The organism is Pseudodesulfovibrio indicus (assembly GCF_001563225.1).
Lineage (GTDB): Bacteria > Desulfobacterota > Desulfovibrionia > Desulfovibrionales > Desulfovibrionaceae > Pseudodesulfovibrio > Pseudodesulfovibrio indicus.
In genome coordinates this window covers 751740-768492 of the sequence record NZ_CP014206.1, presented here as the reverse complement: position 1 = coordinate 768492, position 16753 = coordinate 751740, and the positions used below count along the sequence as shown (strand labels likewise).

The window sequence follows — 16753 nt, the reverse complement described above, 5'->3', positions numbered from 1 at the left end:
CCTTCCGATCAGTTCCGCTTCGCTGCTTCGCCTTGCGCACCCTCTTCCTTGCCGCCGTACAGGGCGTAGTAGCCGCTCGGCACCACCACCAGGGTGAACAGGGTGGAGGCCACCAGCCCGAAGATCAGCGCCCAGGCCAGGCCGGAGAAGATCGGGTCCAGGGTGATGGGCCACGCGCCCAGCGCGGTGGTCAGGGCGGTGAGCACGATGGGCCGCATGCGCACGGCCCCGGACTGGACGATGGCCTCCTTGAGCGGCTTGCCGTCGGCCACCTCGGACTGGATGAACTCGATGAGCACCAGGGAGTTGCGGATGACGATGCCGCCCAGGGCGATCATGCCGATCATGGATGTGGCGGTGAAGAAGACCGGGTCGCCGAACCCGCCCACGGTGCCGCCCGCAACAACGTTGAGCAGCCAGAATCCGGGCAGGATGCCGAGCAGGGTCAGCGGGATGGCGGACATGATCAGGGTGGGCATGACAAAGGAGCCGGTCTGGCCCACCAGCAGGATGAAGATGCCGATGAGCGCGGCCCCGAAGGCCAGGCCGAGGTCGCGGAACACGTCCAGGGTGATCTTCCATTCGCCCTCGCCCGCCCATTCGGCGGTCACGCCCGGCGGCAGCGGGTCGCTCTTGAGCATGGACATGAGGTCGATGACCCCCTCGCCCGGCGGGATGCCCGCCGTCTCTGCATAGACGTAGGCCACGCGCCGCAGGTTCTTGTGATAGATGGGCTGCTCCGCCGGGACCTCGCGGAAGGAACCCAGCTCGGCCAGGGGGACCATGGCCCCGGACGCGGTCTTCATGCGCAGCTCGCCCAGGGTGTCCGGGCCGGTGCGCAGCCGCACGGGCAGGACCACGCGCACGGGCAGGGGCTGGCGCTCGTGGGCCAGGTGCACGGACGCGGGCACCGAGCCGGACAGGGCGAGGCGCAACGTCTCGACCACGGCCGCGGTGGTCACCCCGTGCAGGGCGGCCTTCTCCTTGTCGAGCACGAAGTCATACATGGTCCGGTCGGTTTCGGAGGAGTCATCCAGGTCCACCAGACCCGGCAATTTCCCCATTGTATCCTCTACCTTGCGCGCAGAGTCGATAAGCGTCCGGTAATCCATTCCCGGCTGCCCGTATATCTCGGCGGTGAGGGTCGCGATGACCGGCGGGCCGGGCGGGGTCTCGATGAGCTTCATGCGCACGTGGTTGCGGTCCGCAATGGCCTGGAGGTCGTTGCGCAGCCGCAGGACGATGGCGTGGGACTGCATGTCGCGGTCGGACTTGTCCTTTAGGTTCACGCGGATGTCCGCGAGGTTGGGCTGTTCGCGCCAGTAGTAGTGGCGGACCATGCCGTTGAAGTCCATGGGCGAGGGCGAGCCCGCATAGGTGATGAAGTCGGTCACCTCCGGTACGGTGCGCAGGTAGGATTCGAACTCGCGCACGGCCCGGTCCGTCCGCTCCAGGGTGGTCCCCTCGTCCAGGTCCACGAGAATCTGGAATTCGTTCTTGTTGTCGAAGGGCAGCATCTTGAGCGGCACCAGCCGCAGGAGCACCAGCCCGGCGCACAATCCCAGCCCGGCCAGGATGCCGAGGAACAGGAGCCTGCGGTTGCGCGCCCTTTCCAGGAACGGGGTGATGACCGCGCCGTAGGCTCGGAGCAGCCGGGACGGGACCTTCTTTTCCGCCGCGTCGGAATCGGCGCCGGGGGACGCCTTCTTCGGCCCGCGATTGCGCAGCAGCAGGTAGGCCATCCACGGCACCACGGTCAGGGCGGCCAAGGTGGAAAACGACACGGTCAGCGGCACGTTGGCGGCCATGGGGGCCATGTACGGCCCCATCATGCCGGTGATGAAGAAGAGCGGGGCAAAGGAGACGATGATCGCCAGGGTGGACAGGATCACCGGGGGCAGGACCTCCTTGACGGCGGCCAGGGTGGCCTCCAGCGGGTCGCGCAGCCCCATGCGGATGTGGCGCTGGATGTTGTCCACGTTGGTGATCGGGTCGTCCACCACCAGGCCCAGCGAAAGGATGAGCGCGAACAGGGTCACGCGGTTGATGGTGTACCCCATGAGGTAGTTGACGAACAGGGCCAGGGAGAAGCTCATGGGCACGGCCAGGGCCACCACCAGCGCCTCGCGCCAGCCCAGGGTGAAGGCGAGCAGCGCGATGACCGTGATGATGGCGAAGAACAGAGAGGAAAGCAGGTCGTTGACCTTGGCGTGGGCGGTCTGGCCGTAGTCGCGGGTCACGGTCAGGGTCACGCCCTCGGGCAGCGCGTCGCGTTCGAGTTCATGGGCGCGCTCGATGACCGCTTCGGCCACGCCCACGGCGTTGACGCCCTTCTTCTTGGACAGGCCGATGGTCACGGCGGGCCGGGAGACGTTCTCCGGCTGCGCGCCGCTTCCGGTCATGTGGAGGTCTGAGAACCCGATGCGCGAATAGCTCTCCGGTTCCGCCGGGCCGTCGATGATCTCGGCCACGTCGCGCAGGTAGACCGGCTTGTCGTTGAACACGCCCACCACCAGGGACGCGGCGTCATCGGCGGAGAGCAGGAAGGACTGGCTGACCACCGGGGTCCGGACGTCGCCGGACACGAACGCGCCTGCGGCCAGGGCGCTGTCCGCGCCCTTGAGGGCGGTGAATATCTCCTGGGGCGAGACGTGGAACCCGGCCATGCGGTCGGGCTGGACCTCCACCCGCACCTCGCGCGGGCGGCCCGAATGCAGGGTCACGCGGGACACGTCCTCCACCTCGGCCAGCCGGTGGAACAGCTCCTCGGCCATGCGCCGCAGGTCGAAATCGGAATAGCGGTCCTCGAACCCGTTCGCGGCGTGCAGGGTCAGGTTGACGATGGGCACGTCGTCGATCTCCACCGGCTTGACCACCCACCCGGAGACGATGGCCGGGGCCAGGTCCTGGTTCTTGAGAATGGTGTTGTGGAGCTTGATGAGCGAGTCCTCGCGGTCCTCGCCGACAAAGAAGCGGACGGTCACGGCGGTCCGGTCCTTGGACGAGATGGAATAGACGTACTCCACGCCGTCGATCTGCCACAGGAGCCGCTCCAGCGGCGTGGTCACGAGCTTCTCCACCTCTTCGGCGGAGCTGCCCGGCACCTGGACCAGGACGTCGGCCATGGGCACCACGATCTGCGGCTCTTCCTCGCGCGGGGTGACCAGGATGGCGGCCGCGCCCACCAGGAGCGAGGCGAGCGCCAGGATGACGGACATCTGCGAGGTCAGGAAATAGCGGACGAACGCGGGCAGGACCCCGGTCACCCGGGACGGGTCGGGCTGCATCAGTTCCCTCCGTCACTGGCCAGGGCCACGGTCTCGCCGCCGGACAGGCCGGACAGGATCTCGACCTTGTCGCCCACGGTCTCGCCCGTGCGCACGTAGACCGGCTGCCAGCCCTGCTCGGACCTGACGGTCACGGTTTCAAGCTGGCCCACGCGCCGGACCGCCTCGCGCGGCACCAGCACGGCCTCCTTGTCGCCCAGGGGGACCATCAGCCGCCCGAACATGCCGGGGTAGATGCCGGGCCGCTCCGGCAGCCGGACCTTGACCAGGAAGGTGCGGGTCACGGGGTCGGCCAGGGGCTCGATCTCCTCGACCACGCCGGAGAGCGGTTCCTTTTCGCCCAGCGCAGAGATGTACACGGTCAGCCCGTCGCCGAGCCGCAGCCTGCCGATCAGGGATTCGCGGACCATGGCCTCCAGGTGCATGGACCCGCCGGTGTGCAGGGTGAGCAGCTCCTTGCCGGGGAACGCCAGGTCGCCCGGCTCGGCCAGCCGCTTGGCCACCTCGCCCGGCTCCTGGGCCGTGATGGTGGTGTAGCCCACGTCGATCTCGGCCTCCTGGACCACCTTGCCCGCCTCGCGGGCGCGGGCCTCGGCGGCGGCCACGCCCTGCTCGGCCTGGTTCAGCCCGGCCTTGGCCTGGAGATAGGCGGACTCTGCCTTCTCCACCTCCTCGGCGGTGACCACCTTCTGCTCGAACAACTGGCTCATGCGCTGCCAGGTGGATTCCGCCTTGTTGAAGGCGGCCTGGGCCGAGGCCAGGGCGTCGCGCGCCTGGGCGGTCATGCTCGATGCCGAGGCCTGGGCCTGGCGGGACCGCTCCAGCCGGGTCTGGGAGGCGCGGCTGTCCAGGACCACCATACGGTCGCCCTTGGCCACCTTGTCGCCGGGCCGGACCAGGACTTCCAGCACCCGGCCCGTAACCTGGGCCTCCACCCGGATGTCGGTCTTGGCCTGGACCGTGCCCACGGCGTCGTACAGGCGCGGCAGCACGGTCCGCTCGGCCTGGGCCGTGGCCCGCGGTTCGACGTTCGACGCCCTGCCGCCCGTGGCCGGGGGTTCGGAGCCGCACCCCGCGAGCAGGAGCGCAACCGTGACGAGTGACGATATGTTCAGGAAGAGTTTTCTCATGCCGGTATCGATAGCACGAAAACGGACCGGTCCGCCACGTTCATGTAGCCCGGTCCGGTCCCGCCCGTGTTGCCGCAGGGGCCGAAAGAGGGTATCGGGAAACGACCCCAACCGGCCCGGAGAACGTCATGGAACATTTCGCCGACACCCTGAACCAGGTCCTGCCCATCCTGCTGCTGATCATTCTCGGCAACCGGCTGCGGCGCTACGCCTTCATCTCGGAGCACACGGTGGAGGGGCTGAAGTGGCTGGCCCTGAACGTGGCCCTGCCCTCGGTGCTCTTCGCCTCCTTCCTCAACCTGGAGCTGAAGGTCTCCTACCTGGCGGTCATGGCCGTCATCTTCGGGTTGTGCGTGTTCATGTACGGGCTGGGCAGGCTCACGGCGCGCGTCCTGCGCATCACCCACCCCTATTTCCCGCTGCTGGTCACCGGGTTCGAGTTCGGCATGCTCGGCGTGTCCCTGTTCGGGACCTCCTACGGCATGGAGGCCATCGGGTACATCGCGGTCATCGGGCTGGGGCACGAGTTCTTCATCTGGTTCCCGTTCCTGTCCGTGCTGCTGATCATGCGCGACAACGTCCGGGACCCGCTCAGGCTCGCCGCCGCCTTCGTCAAGGCCCCGCCCATTCTCGCCATCCTGCTCGGCGTGACCCTGAACCTGCTCGGCGCGCGGGAGACCCTGTACACCGGCCCGGTCCTGGGCGGAATCATGGCCACCCTGGACATCCTCGGACGGATGACCATCCCCCTCATCCTGGTCATCGTGGGCTACGGGTTCCGGCTGGAGGCCCACGGCCTCAAGGACGTCGTCGGCACCGTGGCCTTCCGCATGGCCTGCCTCATCCCCCTGGCGCTCCTGCTGAACCGCCTGTTCCTGGGCGACCTGCTCGGCCTGGGCCACCCCTTCCAGGCCGGGCTGTTCACCATGCTCATCCTGCCCCCGCCGTTCATCATCCCCCTGTTCATGAAACCCGAGGACCACGAGGAGCGGCGCTACGTGAACAACGTGCTGACCGTGAACACGGTGGCGTCCCTGGCGGTCTTCGCCGTGTACCTGGCCTTCAATCCCACGCTGAACTAGGCCGGGGCCGGATCAGCCCGCCGCCCGGAAATAGGGCGCAAAAAAAGTGCGCTGTCCGGGTTTCCCGGCAAGCCCTGGCTGACGCCTCGGGGCCTATGCGCACACTACTGTTTTGCGGGTCGCGACTCGATTCGCTGATATATGGCTTTGAGAGGTTTAACGGTTCGCACCCTCCGCTAAGGTTGCTCGTCTTTATGTCATGGGCCGATCCCTTTCAGGTCTCCCTTGTGGCCAATGTCGGCACTATATAGATAAGCATCCCGGACGGGTTGTCCAGAGGGGCGAACGGCGATTCCCGGCGACAGGGGACGGTTTCCCGCAGGGAACCGGGACACCGCCTAGTGCCTTCTTGCCTTGCGCGCGCCAGGTGCTAGGGTGGGGGAAAATCAACAACCCGACACAGGAGACTGTTCTCGATGATCACCATCGATGCCCGAAAATGCGCCCGGGACGGACTCTGCGTCCAGGCCTGCCCCGTCAACCTGATCAGGATGGACGGCGGGGCCGTTCCCGAGGAAATCGGCGGGGCCGCCGACCGCTGCATCCGCTGCGGACACTGCGTGGCCGTCTGCCCCACCAACGCCCTGGACAACGCGTTGACGCCTGCCGAGGATTATCGCCCCGTTCCCGAGGACCGGCCCGATGCCGAGGCCATGGAGAACCTGCTCGTTTCCCGCCGCTCGGCCCGCGCCTTCCGCAACAAGCCCATCGCGCGGGAACAGCTGGAACGGCTGCTGGAAGCGGCCCGGCGGGCGCCCACGGCGTCCAACGCCCAGCAACTGTCCTGGACCATGATCCGGGACCCGCAACGGCTTGACCGCGTCCGGGAACTGTCGATCGAGTGGATGAGCGGCAACCCGGCGCGCTCACACTACGTGGAGACGGCCCGGCAGGGACGGGACGTGATCCTGCGCAACGCCACGGCCCTGGCGGTTGTCCACGGGCCAGCCGACTACCTCTGGACCGCCATCGACGGGACCATCGCCCTGACCTACATGGAGCTGCTGGCCGCGACCATGGGGCTGGGCACCTGCTGGGCCGGGCTGGTGACCGCCGCGAGCGCGGCGATTCCCGACCTGCTCCCGGCCCTGGGCGTGCCCGCGGGCAACAAGGTGGGCGGCGCGATCATGCTGGGACACCCCCGGCTGAAGCACCTTCTCGTTCCGCCCCGGAACGCGGCGCGGGTTACCTGGCTGTAAGAGATAAAACGGAGCGGGCCGCTATCGGGCGGGCTACTTGACGCGCTCGATCCTGGCCCCGGCCTCGCGGTCCGGCACCAGCTCGAAGATGCGGTCCGCGGACCCGGCGAAGAGGTCCAGGGGATGGTGGCTGATGACCAGCAGCTGCAGCTCCAGCCGGGCCGCGATCTCCTGGATCAGCTTCATGAATTTGGGGATCAGGCCGGGCTTGAGCCAGCAGTCCTGCTCGTCCAGGACCAGGAAGGGCCGATGGGACTCGCGGGGCAGCTGGGACAGGGCGATGAGCCGCAGCCCCACGGACAGGATGTTGCAGACCGAGCCGCCCTGGCCGGTCATGATGTCCTCGATCTCGTCCTCGCGCCCCTGGTTGCGGATCATGAAATGGATCTGGAGCCGGTTGGACTTGACCTCGCGCTCGGTGACCACCACCCGGTCCTGTCCCAGTATCTCGCGGATGGCGTGGGTCAGGTTGGCCTCCACCTCGTCCAGGATGCGCCCGAACAGGGTGGTGGACAGCTCCTCCAGGGTATCCCTGGCGCGCGGAGCCAGGTCCAGGAACCCGCGCACCTCGTCGAGCGACCGCCGCACCCGGCCGTGCTCGGCGTGCAGCTGCTCGCCCAGGGCGGACAGCCGGTGCAGCCGGTTTTCGGCCTGCCTGCGCGCGCGGCGCAGCTCCTTCAGTTCTTCGGACAGGGACACCTAATCGCCCTCCACCGCGTTCTCCACCCCGGCGAGGTCCGCCTGGATCTGTTGGATATGCTCGCGGTACGAAGTGACAACCGCTTCGTTTTTCTGTCTTTTTTCTTCAAGGAGTTGTTGAAGTTCCGCCAGGTCGCTGGTCCCGTATTCGGCCTCGGCCTGCTTCTTGAGGGTCTCCAGCTGCTGGGTCAGCTGGGCCACGGCCTCCTCGGCGCGCACCTTGCGGTCGCGCAGCTGCCCGTATTGGCGACGAAGCTCGTTAAGCTCCTGTTCCACCTGGGAATCCCTGCTTGTCCCTGTTTGGTTGGGGTTGTTATTCACCGCTCACGACCTCCTCGTATAAGTTCCAGATGAGCTTACCCTCCGGGGTTTCGCTGCTCAGGTTGTCCGTCAGAAATTGTTTCAGCCCGGTGCCTTCCTGGGTCCGCTGCCAGGCCAGCCGCTCCAGCCCCCTGATGAAATTGGACTCGCCTTCCAGCTCCTGCTCCTCCGGGGGCAGCTCCTGGTCAGGAAAGACCTGGTCAAAGGGCAGGTGCGGGACCACCCACTTGTCCAGCTCCGTGCAGCCCGGCTTCCAGACGGCGGCCGCGGGCTCCCGGACCATGGACCGCCGGGTGAAGGTCAGCCGGGTGATGTTGCCGGGGTTGGCCCAGGTGGTCTGTCCCTTGATCACCGTGGGCTGGGGCCGGTGGATGTGGCCGTTGACCACCCAGTCGATGCCGGGCAGCTCCTTGATTGAATAGGCGCGGTCGATGAACTCCGGGAACCGGATGTTGTGGTGGGTCAGCCAGATCACGGTCTCCGGGTCGCCCTCCGCCCGCTCGTACCCCTTGGGCAGGGGCGAGCCGTCCGGGCTGGCGCAGACCAGAACGTCGCCGTCCGGGGTCTCCAGCACGAACTGCGGGCCGTCCTCCTTCATCAGCACGACCGCGCCCGCGGTCTCCAGGACCGCAAGGGACACGTCGTCCGTGAACCGGGACTGGTACTTGTCGTGGTTGCCCACCAGCACCCGGACCCGTTGCCCGCCGGTTCGGGCCCCGAACAGCCGGATCAGGTCCACAAGCATCTTGTTGGAGTTGTCGCGCGGCCAGTGGAAGAGGTCGCCCAGGATCACCGGGGCCAGGGACAGCTCGTCCGCGCGGTCCAGGCAGGCGGCCAGCTTGTTCATGATCTGCTCAAGATATCCCTGGAGCCGCTGTCCCGGGGGATGGTCCGCCAGGTGCGGGTCCGCGACCATGAGCAGCCCGTTGGCGCGCACCCGCTCAAGCGTCATGGCGGCACCCGTGATCCAGAAATTCGGCGGTGGTCAGGTCGCCCCCGCACAGGGGGCAGCAGCCGAGCGCCCGGATGCGCTCGTCCATGGCGTCCACAACGGACCGCAAATCCTCCTCCAAACCCGAAAGCTCGCCCTGACGGGCCGTGAGGAGCGCGGCCAGGCCGTCCATGTCGGCCACGGCACCGCGGAGCCGGTCCAGGGGCTCCGGCGAGGGCGGTTCCGCAACGGACCGCAGGAGTTGGTCCAAGCGGGCGAACCGGGCGTCCCGGGCGCGCAGGGCGTACCACTCGTCCAGCAGCGCGGCCAGCCGTGCCGTGTTCTCGCACTGGGGCGGCTCGGCCAAACCGGCCAGCGCCCGGCTCCGGACCTCGGCCCCGCGCAGGACCCGCCCGGTTTCCGCCAGTCCCCGGACCGCGCCCTGAAGGGAGCCGGTGTCCTCGACGGCGGGCGGCTCACTCAGCCCGGAGAGCGCCCCGGCGGTGTCCACGGCACGTCCGATGCGCCGGGAAAGTCCTTGCAGCGCGTCCATGCGCGCCTTGAGTCCGGCCACGTCCTCGATCTCCGGGACCGGGGCGGTTTTTTCGAGCACCGCGCCAGCGGCCCGCGCCCGGCGGACCGAACCGGTCAGATGGCGGAACTCGGCCAACGCCGCCTCCAGGGCCGGGATCTCGCGCTCCAGCCGGTCGGCCTCGCGTTCCAGATCCCCGGCGACGTCCATGCGCAGCCCGATGGCGGGCAGGGGGTCAAGGCGGTCCAGCTTCGCTTCGGCCCTGGCCGCCTGCTCCTCCAGCCCGCGCTCCTCGCGCTTGGCGTCGCGCTCCTTGAGCTTCAGGAGGTTCTGCATGGCCAGCAAATGGGCGGACTCGGTGGACGCGGCAAAGAACTCGGCCATGACCGAGTCCGGCTGGTTGAGCAGGAACACCGGGTCGCGCTGGTTGCCGATGTGCACGTCCACGCCGTCCTTACGCGTCTCCAGGGCCACCTGGTCGAGGCGCAGCACGCGGGCCACGTCCTCCGGGACCTGCCGCTGGAGCTTGTGGTACTCCTCCGGCTCCTCGGCCCCCGGCGCCCAAAGCTCGTACTTGGCCCACCGCTTGGCGCGCACCCAGGCCACCCGGGTGCCGTCGTCCAGGACCACCTCCACCCGCGCCTCCTTGGCCCCGTGGCGGATGTACAGGGACGGGTTCGGGTTGCGGTCCGGGTTGGTGGCCAGGCAGCGCAACGCCTCCACCACGGCGGATTTGCCGGTGTTGTTGGAGCCGGTGAGAATGGTCACGCCGGGACCGAGCTCAAGCTCGGTGTGCTCGTGAGCCATGAAGTTATCGATGATGATTTTATTAATCATATCCTAAGGGTATCTCGGCTTATCCTTCACTTTCCGATACCAGGCCGCTGCGCCGCATTCGCGCATCCGGTCGTTGTTGCGCCGCCAGATTTCGGCCAGCGGGCCGGGCAGCCCGTGGGCGGCGCAGGGATACTCCAGACACTCGAAACAGTAGTCCGCGCCGTGGCTGCGCGCGCAGTCCGCAATGGTGCAGGCCTGAAACAGGCAGCCCTGTTCGCGGCAGCCGGTGCACGACCCTTGGGCCAGGAAGCCGAGCAGCTCGGCAAAGGCCGGGTAGTGGACGAAGACCGGGTTCATGGGCTCGAACCGGGCGGCGTACTCGGCGAAATTCTCGCCCAGCTCCCGGCGCAGCGTCTCGGCCGCACGCCGGATGGGACCGTCCGCAAAGGCCGCGCATTTGCCGCAGACCAGGCCGCAGGGCGCCAGGCGCGACTTGACGTGATCCGCCTCCTCCGCAAGGTAGCCGTGTTCTCGGAGAATGGAAAGGGCGGTCTCGGCGGCGAAGACCGCCATGCGGTAGCACTCCAGCCGCAGGTTTTCCTCGCGGTAGCGGGCCTTGTCCTCCGGCACGGTGAAGTCGCACTCGATGAGGTCATAGCAGTTGATGGCCCCGTACCGGTCGTAGAACCGGTCCAGGAACTCCTGCACCATGGCGTAGGGGACCTCGTGGTCCTCGCCCTCCTCCGCGCGCCCGGCGTACAGGCCGATGCCCATGATCGCGCCGGTCACGACCCCGCACTGGCCGCGCGTGCGCGACACGCCGCTGCAAAACCCGGTGGCGGCCCGGACCACGTCCGCGCATTCCCTGCCGCCCGCCTCGGCCACCACCCGGACCACGGTCTCGGCGCACAGGAACTTGTTGTCCCCGAACAGCGCCAGGACCCGGTCCCTGACAAATTCGCTCGCCATCATTCTCCCTCTTTGGGGTTACAGGCCAGATACGGGCAGAACGCCAACGCCTGCCCGGTGAGCCGGGTGTCCCGGCCCTCGCCTTCGTGCAATACCAGGGGCGGCTCGACCTTCAGCCCAGCGCCCGCAGCCTTGACCGATTCCAGGAGCACCATCCGCGCCTCCTGGTCCGCGCGGCCATGGACCAGCCGCATCCGCTTGGGGGTCAGCCCGGCCCCCTCCAGTTCGGCCAGCAGCTCGGGCAGCCGCTCCGGCAGATGGACCACCGAGAACCGCCCGCGCGTCTTGAGGGCCACCGCCGCGCACCGGGCGAACCGTGCGAAGGTCCCGGACTCCTCGAAGCGGGCCGTCAGGCGGTCCTCGCCCCGGCTCGCCCGCCCCTGGCCGAGCTTCCGGTACGGCGGGTTGGCGACCACGAAATCCACCACCCGGCCGGGCCGCCAGAGGGCCACGTCAGCCCCCTCAATCGTCAACTTATCGGTAAGATTTAAATTGGCCGCGTTTTCTGCCGCCGCCTCGACGGAACGGGGGTTCAGCTCCACGCCGGTGATCCTCAGGTCAGGCTGACGAAGGAGCATTCCCAGTCCCACGACCCCGCAGCCGCACCCCAGGTCGGCCCCGATCTGTCCGCGCGTGGCGCGGGCGAAGCAGGCCAGCAGCAGGGAGTCCAGGGAAAAGCGGTAGCCCCCCTCGGGCTGGACCAGGCCGCGCGGGAAATACTCCCGCCGCTCCCGCACGGTTCGGGGTTGCGCGAAGGTCATCGCCCCTTCCCGAGCCTGCGCCGCGCCCTGGACCGGAGCATGTCCGCGAAGAGCCGGGCTTCTTTGAGGTTCACGGCCAGGGCCAGGGCAAAATACACGGCCACCCAGGCCGGAATGAGCACCACCCACCACCAGCCCCAGCCCGCGCTGGCGTAAGCCCCGCCGCCGATGAGGGCGGACAGGACGAGCATCTTCAGGCAACCCCCGGCGGGCAGGATGGCGGTCCCGCGCCTGCGGGCCAGGAACCAGTGCAGGCAGACGAAATTGAGCAGGGAGGACAGGGACACGGCCAGGGCCAGCCCCACGTGGGCCAGGGGCCGCATGAGCAGCACGCCCAGGCCGATGTTCGCCACCAGGCAGAGCACCGCGATCTTGACCGGGGTGCGGGTGTCCTCCAGGGCGTAGAACCCGGCCACCAGGGGGCGCGACAGGGCGATGAACGGCAGCCCCACGGAATAGGCCACCAGGGCGTCCGCCGTGGCCCGGACCGCCTCCGGGGTGAACGCCCCGCGCTGGAAGAGCAGCCCGATGACCGGCTCGGCCAGGCCGATGAGCCCCGCAGCCGCCGGCAGGGCGATGAACAGGGTCAGCCCCATGGACGCGGACAACGCCTCGTCGTACTCGCCCATCTCGCCCTTGGCCGCCAGCCGGGCCAGGGACGGCAGGGCCGCCGTGGAGACCGCGATGCCGAACACGCCCAGCGGGAACTGGACCAGCCGGTCCGCGTAATACAGATAGGAGACCGACCCCACGGGCAGGAACGAGGCGAGCAGCGTGCCGAGCAGGATGTTCAGCTGGTACACGGCGGCCCCGAAGACCGTGGGCAGCATGAGCAGCCCCATGCGCGCCACGCCCGCATTGCGCCAGGACCACGGCCCGCGCCAGGAGAACCCGGCCTTGGCCAGGAACGGCTGCTGGAGCAGCCACTGGAACGCGCCGCCCACGAGCACCCCGTAGGCCATGCAGTAGGCCACGTTCAGCCCGAACAGGTAGCCGAACAGGGCCGCGCCGATGAGCGCCAGGTTCAGGGCCACCGGGGCCAGGGCCGGGGCCAGGAAATGGTTGCGGGAGTTCAGGATGCCCATGCACAGCGCCACCCCGCAGATGAGGATGACGTAGGGGAAGCAGATGCGCACCAGGTCCACGGTCACCGCGAACTGCTCGGCGTTGTCCAGGAATCCCGGTGCGATGGCCATGGTCAGCGGCCTGGCCAACAGTTCCACCGCCACGGTGATGCCGATCAGGATCGCGGCCAGCCAGATGGCCGCCGACCGGGCCATGGCCTGGGCCGCCTCCTCGCCCTCCTCCTCGCGGATGCGCGAGTGGATGGGGATGAAGGCCATGGTCAGCGACCCCTCGCCGAACAGCCGCCTGAGCAGGTTCGGAATGCGGAACGCCACGAAGAAGGCATCGGCGAACAACCCCGCGCCCAGGGCAAAGGCCACGATGATGTCTCTAACGAACCCCAATATCCTTGAGATCAGGGTCGCCCCGGCCACCACCGCCGCGTTTCTCGCTATGCTCCTGCCGTGTTCGGTCACGCTCTCTCCGCCTGAATCCGGCCCCGGATGGTTGTTTTATTCCACAAGACAATATCTAGAAATTCTTGAGAAAACGACTGCGACCACTGAATTCATTGACTCTTTTATCCAGCACACGGAACAGCCTTGAATCGTTGCCGTTGCGGGCCCTTTTCCACCGACATCGCGCCCCCGGTCCGGCCGCGTGATCACGGATGTTCATCACCTGCCCACCTTTTCCGCAACGAACTCCCGCGAACGGTGTCCACCTCACCGCTTGCGCTGGCACTTGGGACAGAAGGTGGAGGTCCGCCCGGCCACGGTCACGGCCTGCAGCTTCTCCCCACACCGCTTGCACGGCTCGCCCTTGCGGCCGTACACGTTGAAGCTGTTCTGGAACGCCCCGGCATCGCCGTGCGCGTTCACATAGTCCGAGATGGAACTGCCGTTCTCCTCGATGGCCTGCCCAAGCACGGACTGCAACTCCGCAAACAGCCGCACCGCCCGGTCCCGGCCCACCCGGTCACCCCTGGTCATGGGGTTGACGGACGCCCGAAACAGCGACTCGTCCGCATAGATATTGCCCACCCCGGCCACCACGGACTGGTTCAGCAGCAACGCCTTGATCGCGCACCGTCGGCCCGCGATCCGCTCGGCCAGCACCTCCGGCGCGGTCTCAAGCGGCTCCGGCCCGGCCTTGGCCAGGAAATCCCAGCACTCCAGCTCGCCCGGCGCAAAGGACCGCACATAGCCGAACTTGCGCATGTCCGCAAAGAACAACAACGAACCGTCATCGAGCGCGAACAGGATCCGGTCGTGCTTGCCCGGCCCGCGCATGGGACCGTGCACCACCCGGCCCGTCATCTTCAGATGAAAGGCCAGCGTGGTCCCGTCGTCCAGCTCCATGAGCAGGACCTTGGCGCGGCGATAGACCCTGACCACGGTCCGGCCCACCACCCTCGGCACCAGCGATTCGGCGGGCTCGCTCAACCGCGTCAGCCCCGGAACCGTGACGGACTCGATGGTCCGCCCGGCCAGGGTCGCGTCCAAACCGCGCGCAATCACTTCCACTTCAGGCAGTTCCGGCATGACTTGGTGAGTACCCGAAAACCGGGGAACTGAAAAGGACCGGGTGGGGTCTGGAACCCCTTCCGCAAGCAGCGCGGGACCCGCGCCAGGGAAAAGAAAAGGAGGGGAGAAGCGAACTTCCCCCCTCCGGTCATGCATCTGTTTCGGACGCCGGGCTAGAACCGCTCGAATTCGCCCGCATCGCCCGCGTCGTAGCCTATGGCCTGGGGGGACACCCCCTTACCATTGGGCAGGGCGGCGGGCCTGCTCCGCACCACGCGGGTGCTCGCGGCCTGGGCGCGGGTGTTGCCCACGTGGAAGAAGGCCATGACCTCCTGCAGGTGCCTTGCCTGCTGCGACAGCTCCTCGCTGGTCGAGGCCATTTCCTCGGAGGCCGAGGCGTTGCGCTGAATGACCGTGTCCAGCTGGCCGATGGCGGAGTTGATCTGCCGCGCTCCGGCGTTCTGTTCGTTGCTCGCGGCGGTGATCTCCTGGACCAGGGCCGCGGTCTTCTCGATGTCCGGGACCAGCCGGACCAGCATGCCGCCCGCCTTCTCGGCCACGTCCACGCTGCTGCTCGACAGCTCGCTGATCTCGGCGGCGGCGGTGCCGCTGCGTTCGGCCAGCTTGCGGACCTCGGCCGCGACCACGGCAAAGCCCTTGCCGTGCTCTCCGGCCCGGGCCGCCTCGATGGCGGCGTTCAGCGCCAGCAGGTTGGTCTGCCGCGCGATCTCCTCGACGATGGATATCTTCTCGGCAATGCTGCGCATGGACTCCACCGTCATCTCCACCGCGCCGCCGCACTCGCGGGCGTCGGCGGCGGCCTTGGTGGCCAGGGTGTCCGTCTGCTGTGAATTTTCGGCGTTCTGATCGATATTGGCGGCCATTTCGTCCATGGAGGAGGTCACTTCCTCGATGGAGGCCGCCTGCTCGGTGGCTCCCTCGGAGACCATCTGGGCCGAGGAGGAAAGCTCCCCGCTGCCGGAGGCCACGTTTTCGGACACGTCCTGGACCTCCAGGACCACCTTCTTGAGCTGCTCGGCCATGTCGGCCAGGGTCGCGGCCAGCACGCCGACCTCGTCCTTCTGGTTCACGTCGAGGCTGTTGTCCACGAAATCGCCCTTGGCCAGCTTCTCGGAAAAGGCCATGGCCTTGCGGACCGGAGCCACGATGGAGCCCGCCAGGAACCAGAGGACCACGGAGGCGGCCAGGGTCGCGATGAGGCTCGCCACGATGCCGATGAGCAGATTCTGCTGGGCGTTCTCATGCAGATACTCTTCGAGCTGGTTCACTTCTGCAAACACGATGTCCCGCTCCACCTCGATGAAGATGGACCACGGCGTACCCGTCCGGCCCAACTCCACCGGGGCGAGGACGCCGATCAGTTCGGCCCCCTCCTCCATGGCCACGAAGGAGGAACCGTCCTTGGTGCTGCTTGCGATCTTCTGCCAGTCGCCCTTGTAGACGTCCTTGAGCGGCTTGCCCACAAAGTCCGGGTTCTCGCTGTTGGCCACGACGATGCCCATGTTACTGATGACCCAGACCTTGGCCGCGCCGCCATACAGGGACTTGGCCACGGTCTGGCTCAGCTCCTGAAGGAAGTCGAGCCTGAGATCGGCGCCGCCGATGCCCAGAAATTTGCCGTCGATCTCGATGGGGGAGGACATGGTGGTGAGCCACTCCTGCCGCCCCTGGACGATATACGGGAAGGGGTCCTGGATGTTATCCTTGCGCCGCTCCCGGGGGAACAGGTACCAGCCGCCCTTGGTCACGCCGTTGGGGTGCGTTGACGCGTCCTCGTAGCCGACCAGGGCCTGGCGGGCCATGTTGCCATTCTTGTCGCGGTTCCAGTACGGGACGAACCGGCCGGTCTCGTCATATCCGTCCGCCTCGTCACCGGCGTATTGCGCATCCTTGCCGTCCAGTGCGTTGGGTTCCCAGGCGCTGTAGGTGCCGAGAAAATCGGGGTTGTCCTTGAGAATGGCGACCAGGATGTCATTGAAGGCCGTGCGCATGTCCAGCGAGGCCGCCGTTGCAGGATTCCCGCGCAACGCCTTGAAGGTCTGGCCGATGGTCCGGGCAAGGTCGAGATTGATCTCGAGCTTGGAGCGGATGAAGCCCGCTTCGCGCTGGGCCACGGCGAGCAGGCGCTGTTCGGTCTGGTTCGTGACCAACTGGCCGACCTGGGCCGTCACGTAGGTCTCGGACTTTCCCTGCGTGTAGGCCTGAATGAGCATCAGCACCAGCACGGTTGCCACCAGGCACAATCCGGCCATAACCACGATCTTCGTTTTGATAGACTTAAACTGCATGGGATCTCCCTTGATCACAATAATACCAAATCATTGACTGTCGCCACTCGCACAGGCCCCTGGGAAGGCCCATGCATCTCCTGTTGGACAACGTCTGGCGGGCAGCCTCGCGTTTTCCCTCGCATCGCCGACCTGAGGTTTCCGTGCCGACGATATCTCAGGAAG

General features: G+C 67.4%; 13 protein-coding genes. 2 read left to right on the top strand and 11 right to left on the bottom strand.

The genetic code is table 11. From position 1 onward, the window contains the following. Positions 1-8 precede the first annotated feature (8 nt). Together AWY79_RS03570 and AWY79_RS03565 are read right to left on the bottom strand one after the other, a co-directional pair. Complete coding sequence (locus AWY79_RS03570) at positions 9-3287, bottom strand: efflux RND transporter permease subunit (protein WP_066800371.1); 3279 nt, start codon at positions 3285-3287, stop codon at positions 9-11. Continuing rightward, on the bottom strand, positions 3287-4417 hold the full coding sequence (locus AWY79_RS03565; RefSeq protein ID WP_066800368.1) for an efflux RND transporter periplasmic adaptor subunit: 1131 nt from the start codon (positions 4415-4417) through the stop codon (positions 3287-3289). Before AWY79_RS03565 ends, AWY79_RS03570 begins: the two co-directional genes overlap by 1 nt. A 128-nt stretch (positions 4418-4545) precedes the next feature. On the opposite strand from AWY79_RS03565, the gene AWY79_RS03560 reads away from it, so the two are divergent. Then, positions 4546-5499: an AEC family transporter gene (locus AWY79_RS03560; protein WP_066800366.1), complete on the top strand. Its 954-nt coding sequence runs from the start codon at positions 4546-4548 to the stop codon at positions 5497-5499. A 416-nt stretch (positions 5500-5915) separates the two neighbouring features. Further along, complete coding sequence (locus AWY79_RS03555; RefSeq protein WP_066800364.1) at positions 5916-6698, top strand: nitroreductase family protein; 783 nt, start codon at positions 5916-5918, stop codon at positions 6696-6698. A gap of 33 nt (positions 6699-6731) precedes the next feature. Here AWY79_RS03555 and AWY79_RS03550 read toward each other — a convergent pair whose 3' ends face one another. The 9 genes from AWY79_RS03550 to AWY79_RS19240 all read right to left on the bottom strand — a co-directional run bounded on the left by AWY79_RS03550 (position 6732) and on the right by AWY79_RS19240 (position 16588). Further along, the gene (locus AWY79_RS03550) at positions 6732-7397 is read right to left on the bottom strand and encodes an ATPase involved in DNA repair-like protein (protein ID WP_066800361.1); all 666 of its coding nucleotides are present in this window, start codon (positions 7395-7397) and stop codon (positions 6732-6734) included. Continuing rightward, positions 7398-7673, bottom strand: coding sequence for a hypothetical protein (locus AWY79_RS03545; protein ID WP_233490988.1), 276 nt, complete (start codon positions 7671-7673; stop codon positions 7398-7400). Between the two features lie 37 nt (positions 7674-7710). Further along, the gene (locus AWY79_RS03540) at positions 7711-8670 is read right to left on the bottom strand and encodes a metallophosphoesterase family protein (RefSeq protein WP_066800354.1); all 960 of its coding nucleotides are present in this window, start codon (positions 8668-8670) and stop codon (positions 7711-7713) included. After that, complete coding sequence (locus tag AWY79_RS03535; protein ID WP_066800352.1) at positions 8660-10018, bottom strand: AAA family ATPase; 1359 nt, start codon at positions 10016-10018, stop codon at positions 8660-8662. Before AWY79_RS03535 ends, AWY79_RS03540 begins: the two co-directional genes overlap by 11 nt. 3 nt (positions 10019-10021) lie before the next feature. After that, complete coding sequence (locus tag AWY79_RS18130) at positions 10022-10927, bottom strand: C-GCAxxG-C-C family (seleno)protein (protein WP_078063870.1); 906 nt, start codon at positions 10925-10927, stop codon at positions 10022-10024. After that, entirely contained in the window at positions 10927-11688 is a 762-nt protein-coding gene (locus tag AWY79_RS03525; RefSeq protein WP_066800350.1) for a tRNA1(Val) (adenine(37)-N6)-methyltransferase, read from the bottom strand. The genes AWY79_RS18130 and AWY79_RS03525 overlap by 1 nt, the downstream gene beginning before the upstream one ends. Further along, entirely contained in the window at positions 11685-13229 is a 1545-nt protein-coding gene (gene murJ, locus AWY79_RS03520) for a murein biosynthesis integral membrane protein MurJ (protein ID WP_066800348.1), read from the bottom strand. Before murJ ends, AWY79_RS03525 begins: the two co-directional genes overlap by 4 nt. 249 nt (positions 13230-13478) lie before the next feature. Next, positions 13479-14297 (bottom strand): bifunctional DNA-formamidopyrimidine glycosylase/DNA-(apurinic or apyrimidinic site) lyase, encoded by an 819-nt coding sequence (gene mutM, locus AWY79_RS03515; protein ID WP_066800346.1) that lies wholly within the window; start codon positions 14295-14297, stop codon positions 13479-13481. Between the two features lie 155 nt (positions 14298-14452). Continuing rightward, positions 14453-16588: a methyl-accepting chemotaxis protein gene (locus AWY79_RS19240; protein WP_078063603.1), complete on the bottom strand. Its 2136-nt coding sequence runs from the start codon at positions 16586-16588 to the stop codon at positions 14453-14455. Between the last annotated feature and the right edge of the window lie 165 nt (positions 16589-16753).

Excerpts from the sequence above, each read along its gene's own strand:
- mutM (WP_066800346.1), bottom strand. The coding sequence starts at position 14,297 with ATGCCGGAACTGCCTGAAGTGGAAGTGATTGCGCGCGGTTTGGACGCG.
- AWY79_RS03570 (WP_066800371.1), bottom strand. The coding sequence starts at position 3,287 with ATGCAGCCCGACCCGTCCCGGGTGACCGGGGTCCTGCCCGCGTTCGTC.
- AWY79_RS03565 (WP_066800368.1), bottom strand. The coding sequence starts at position 4,417 with ATGAGAAAACTCTTCCTGAACATATCGTCACTCGTCACGGTTGCGCTC.
- AWY79_RS03540 (WP_066800354.1), bottom strand. The coding sequence starts at position 8,670 with ATGACGCTTGAGCGGGTGCGCGCCAACGGGCTGCTCATGGTCGCGGAC.
- AWY79_RS19240 (WP_078063603.1), bottom strand. The coding sequence starts at position 16,588 with ATGCAGTTTAAGTCTATCAAAACGAAGATCGTGGTTATGGCCGGATTG.
- AWY79_RS03535 (WP_066800352.1), bottom strand. The coding sequence starts at position 10,018 with ATGATTAATAAAATCATCATCGATAACTTCATGGCTCACGAGCACACC.
- AWY79_RS03555 (WP_066800364.1), top strand. The coding sequence starts at position 5,916 with ATGATCACCATCGATGCCCGAAAATGCGCCCGGGACGGACTCTGCGTC.
- AWY79_RS18130 (WP_078063870.1), bottom strand. The coding sequence starts at position 10,927 with ATGGCGAGCGAATTTGTCAGGGACCGGGTCCTGGCGCTGTTCGGGGAC.
- AWY79_RS03525 (WP_066800350.1), bottom strand. The coding sequence starts at position 11,688 with ATGACCTTCGCGCAACCCCGAACCGTGCGGGAGCGGCGGGAGTATTTC.
- AWY79_RS03560 (WP_066800366.1), top strand. The coding sequence starts at position 4,546 with ATGGAACATTTCGCCGACACCCTGAACCAGGTCCTGCCCATCCTGCTG.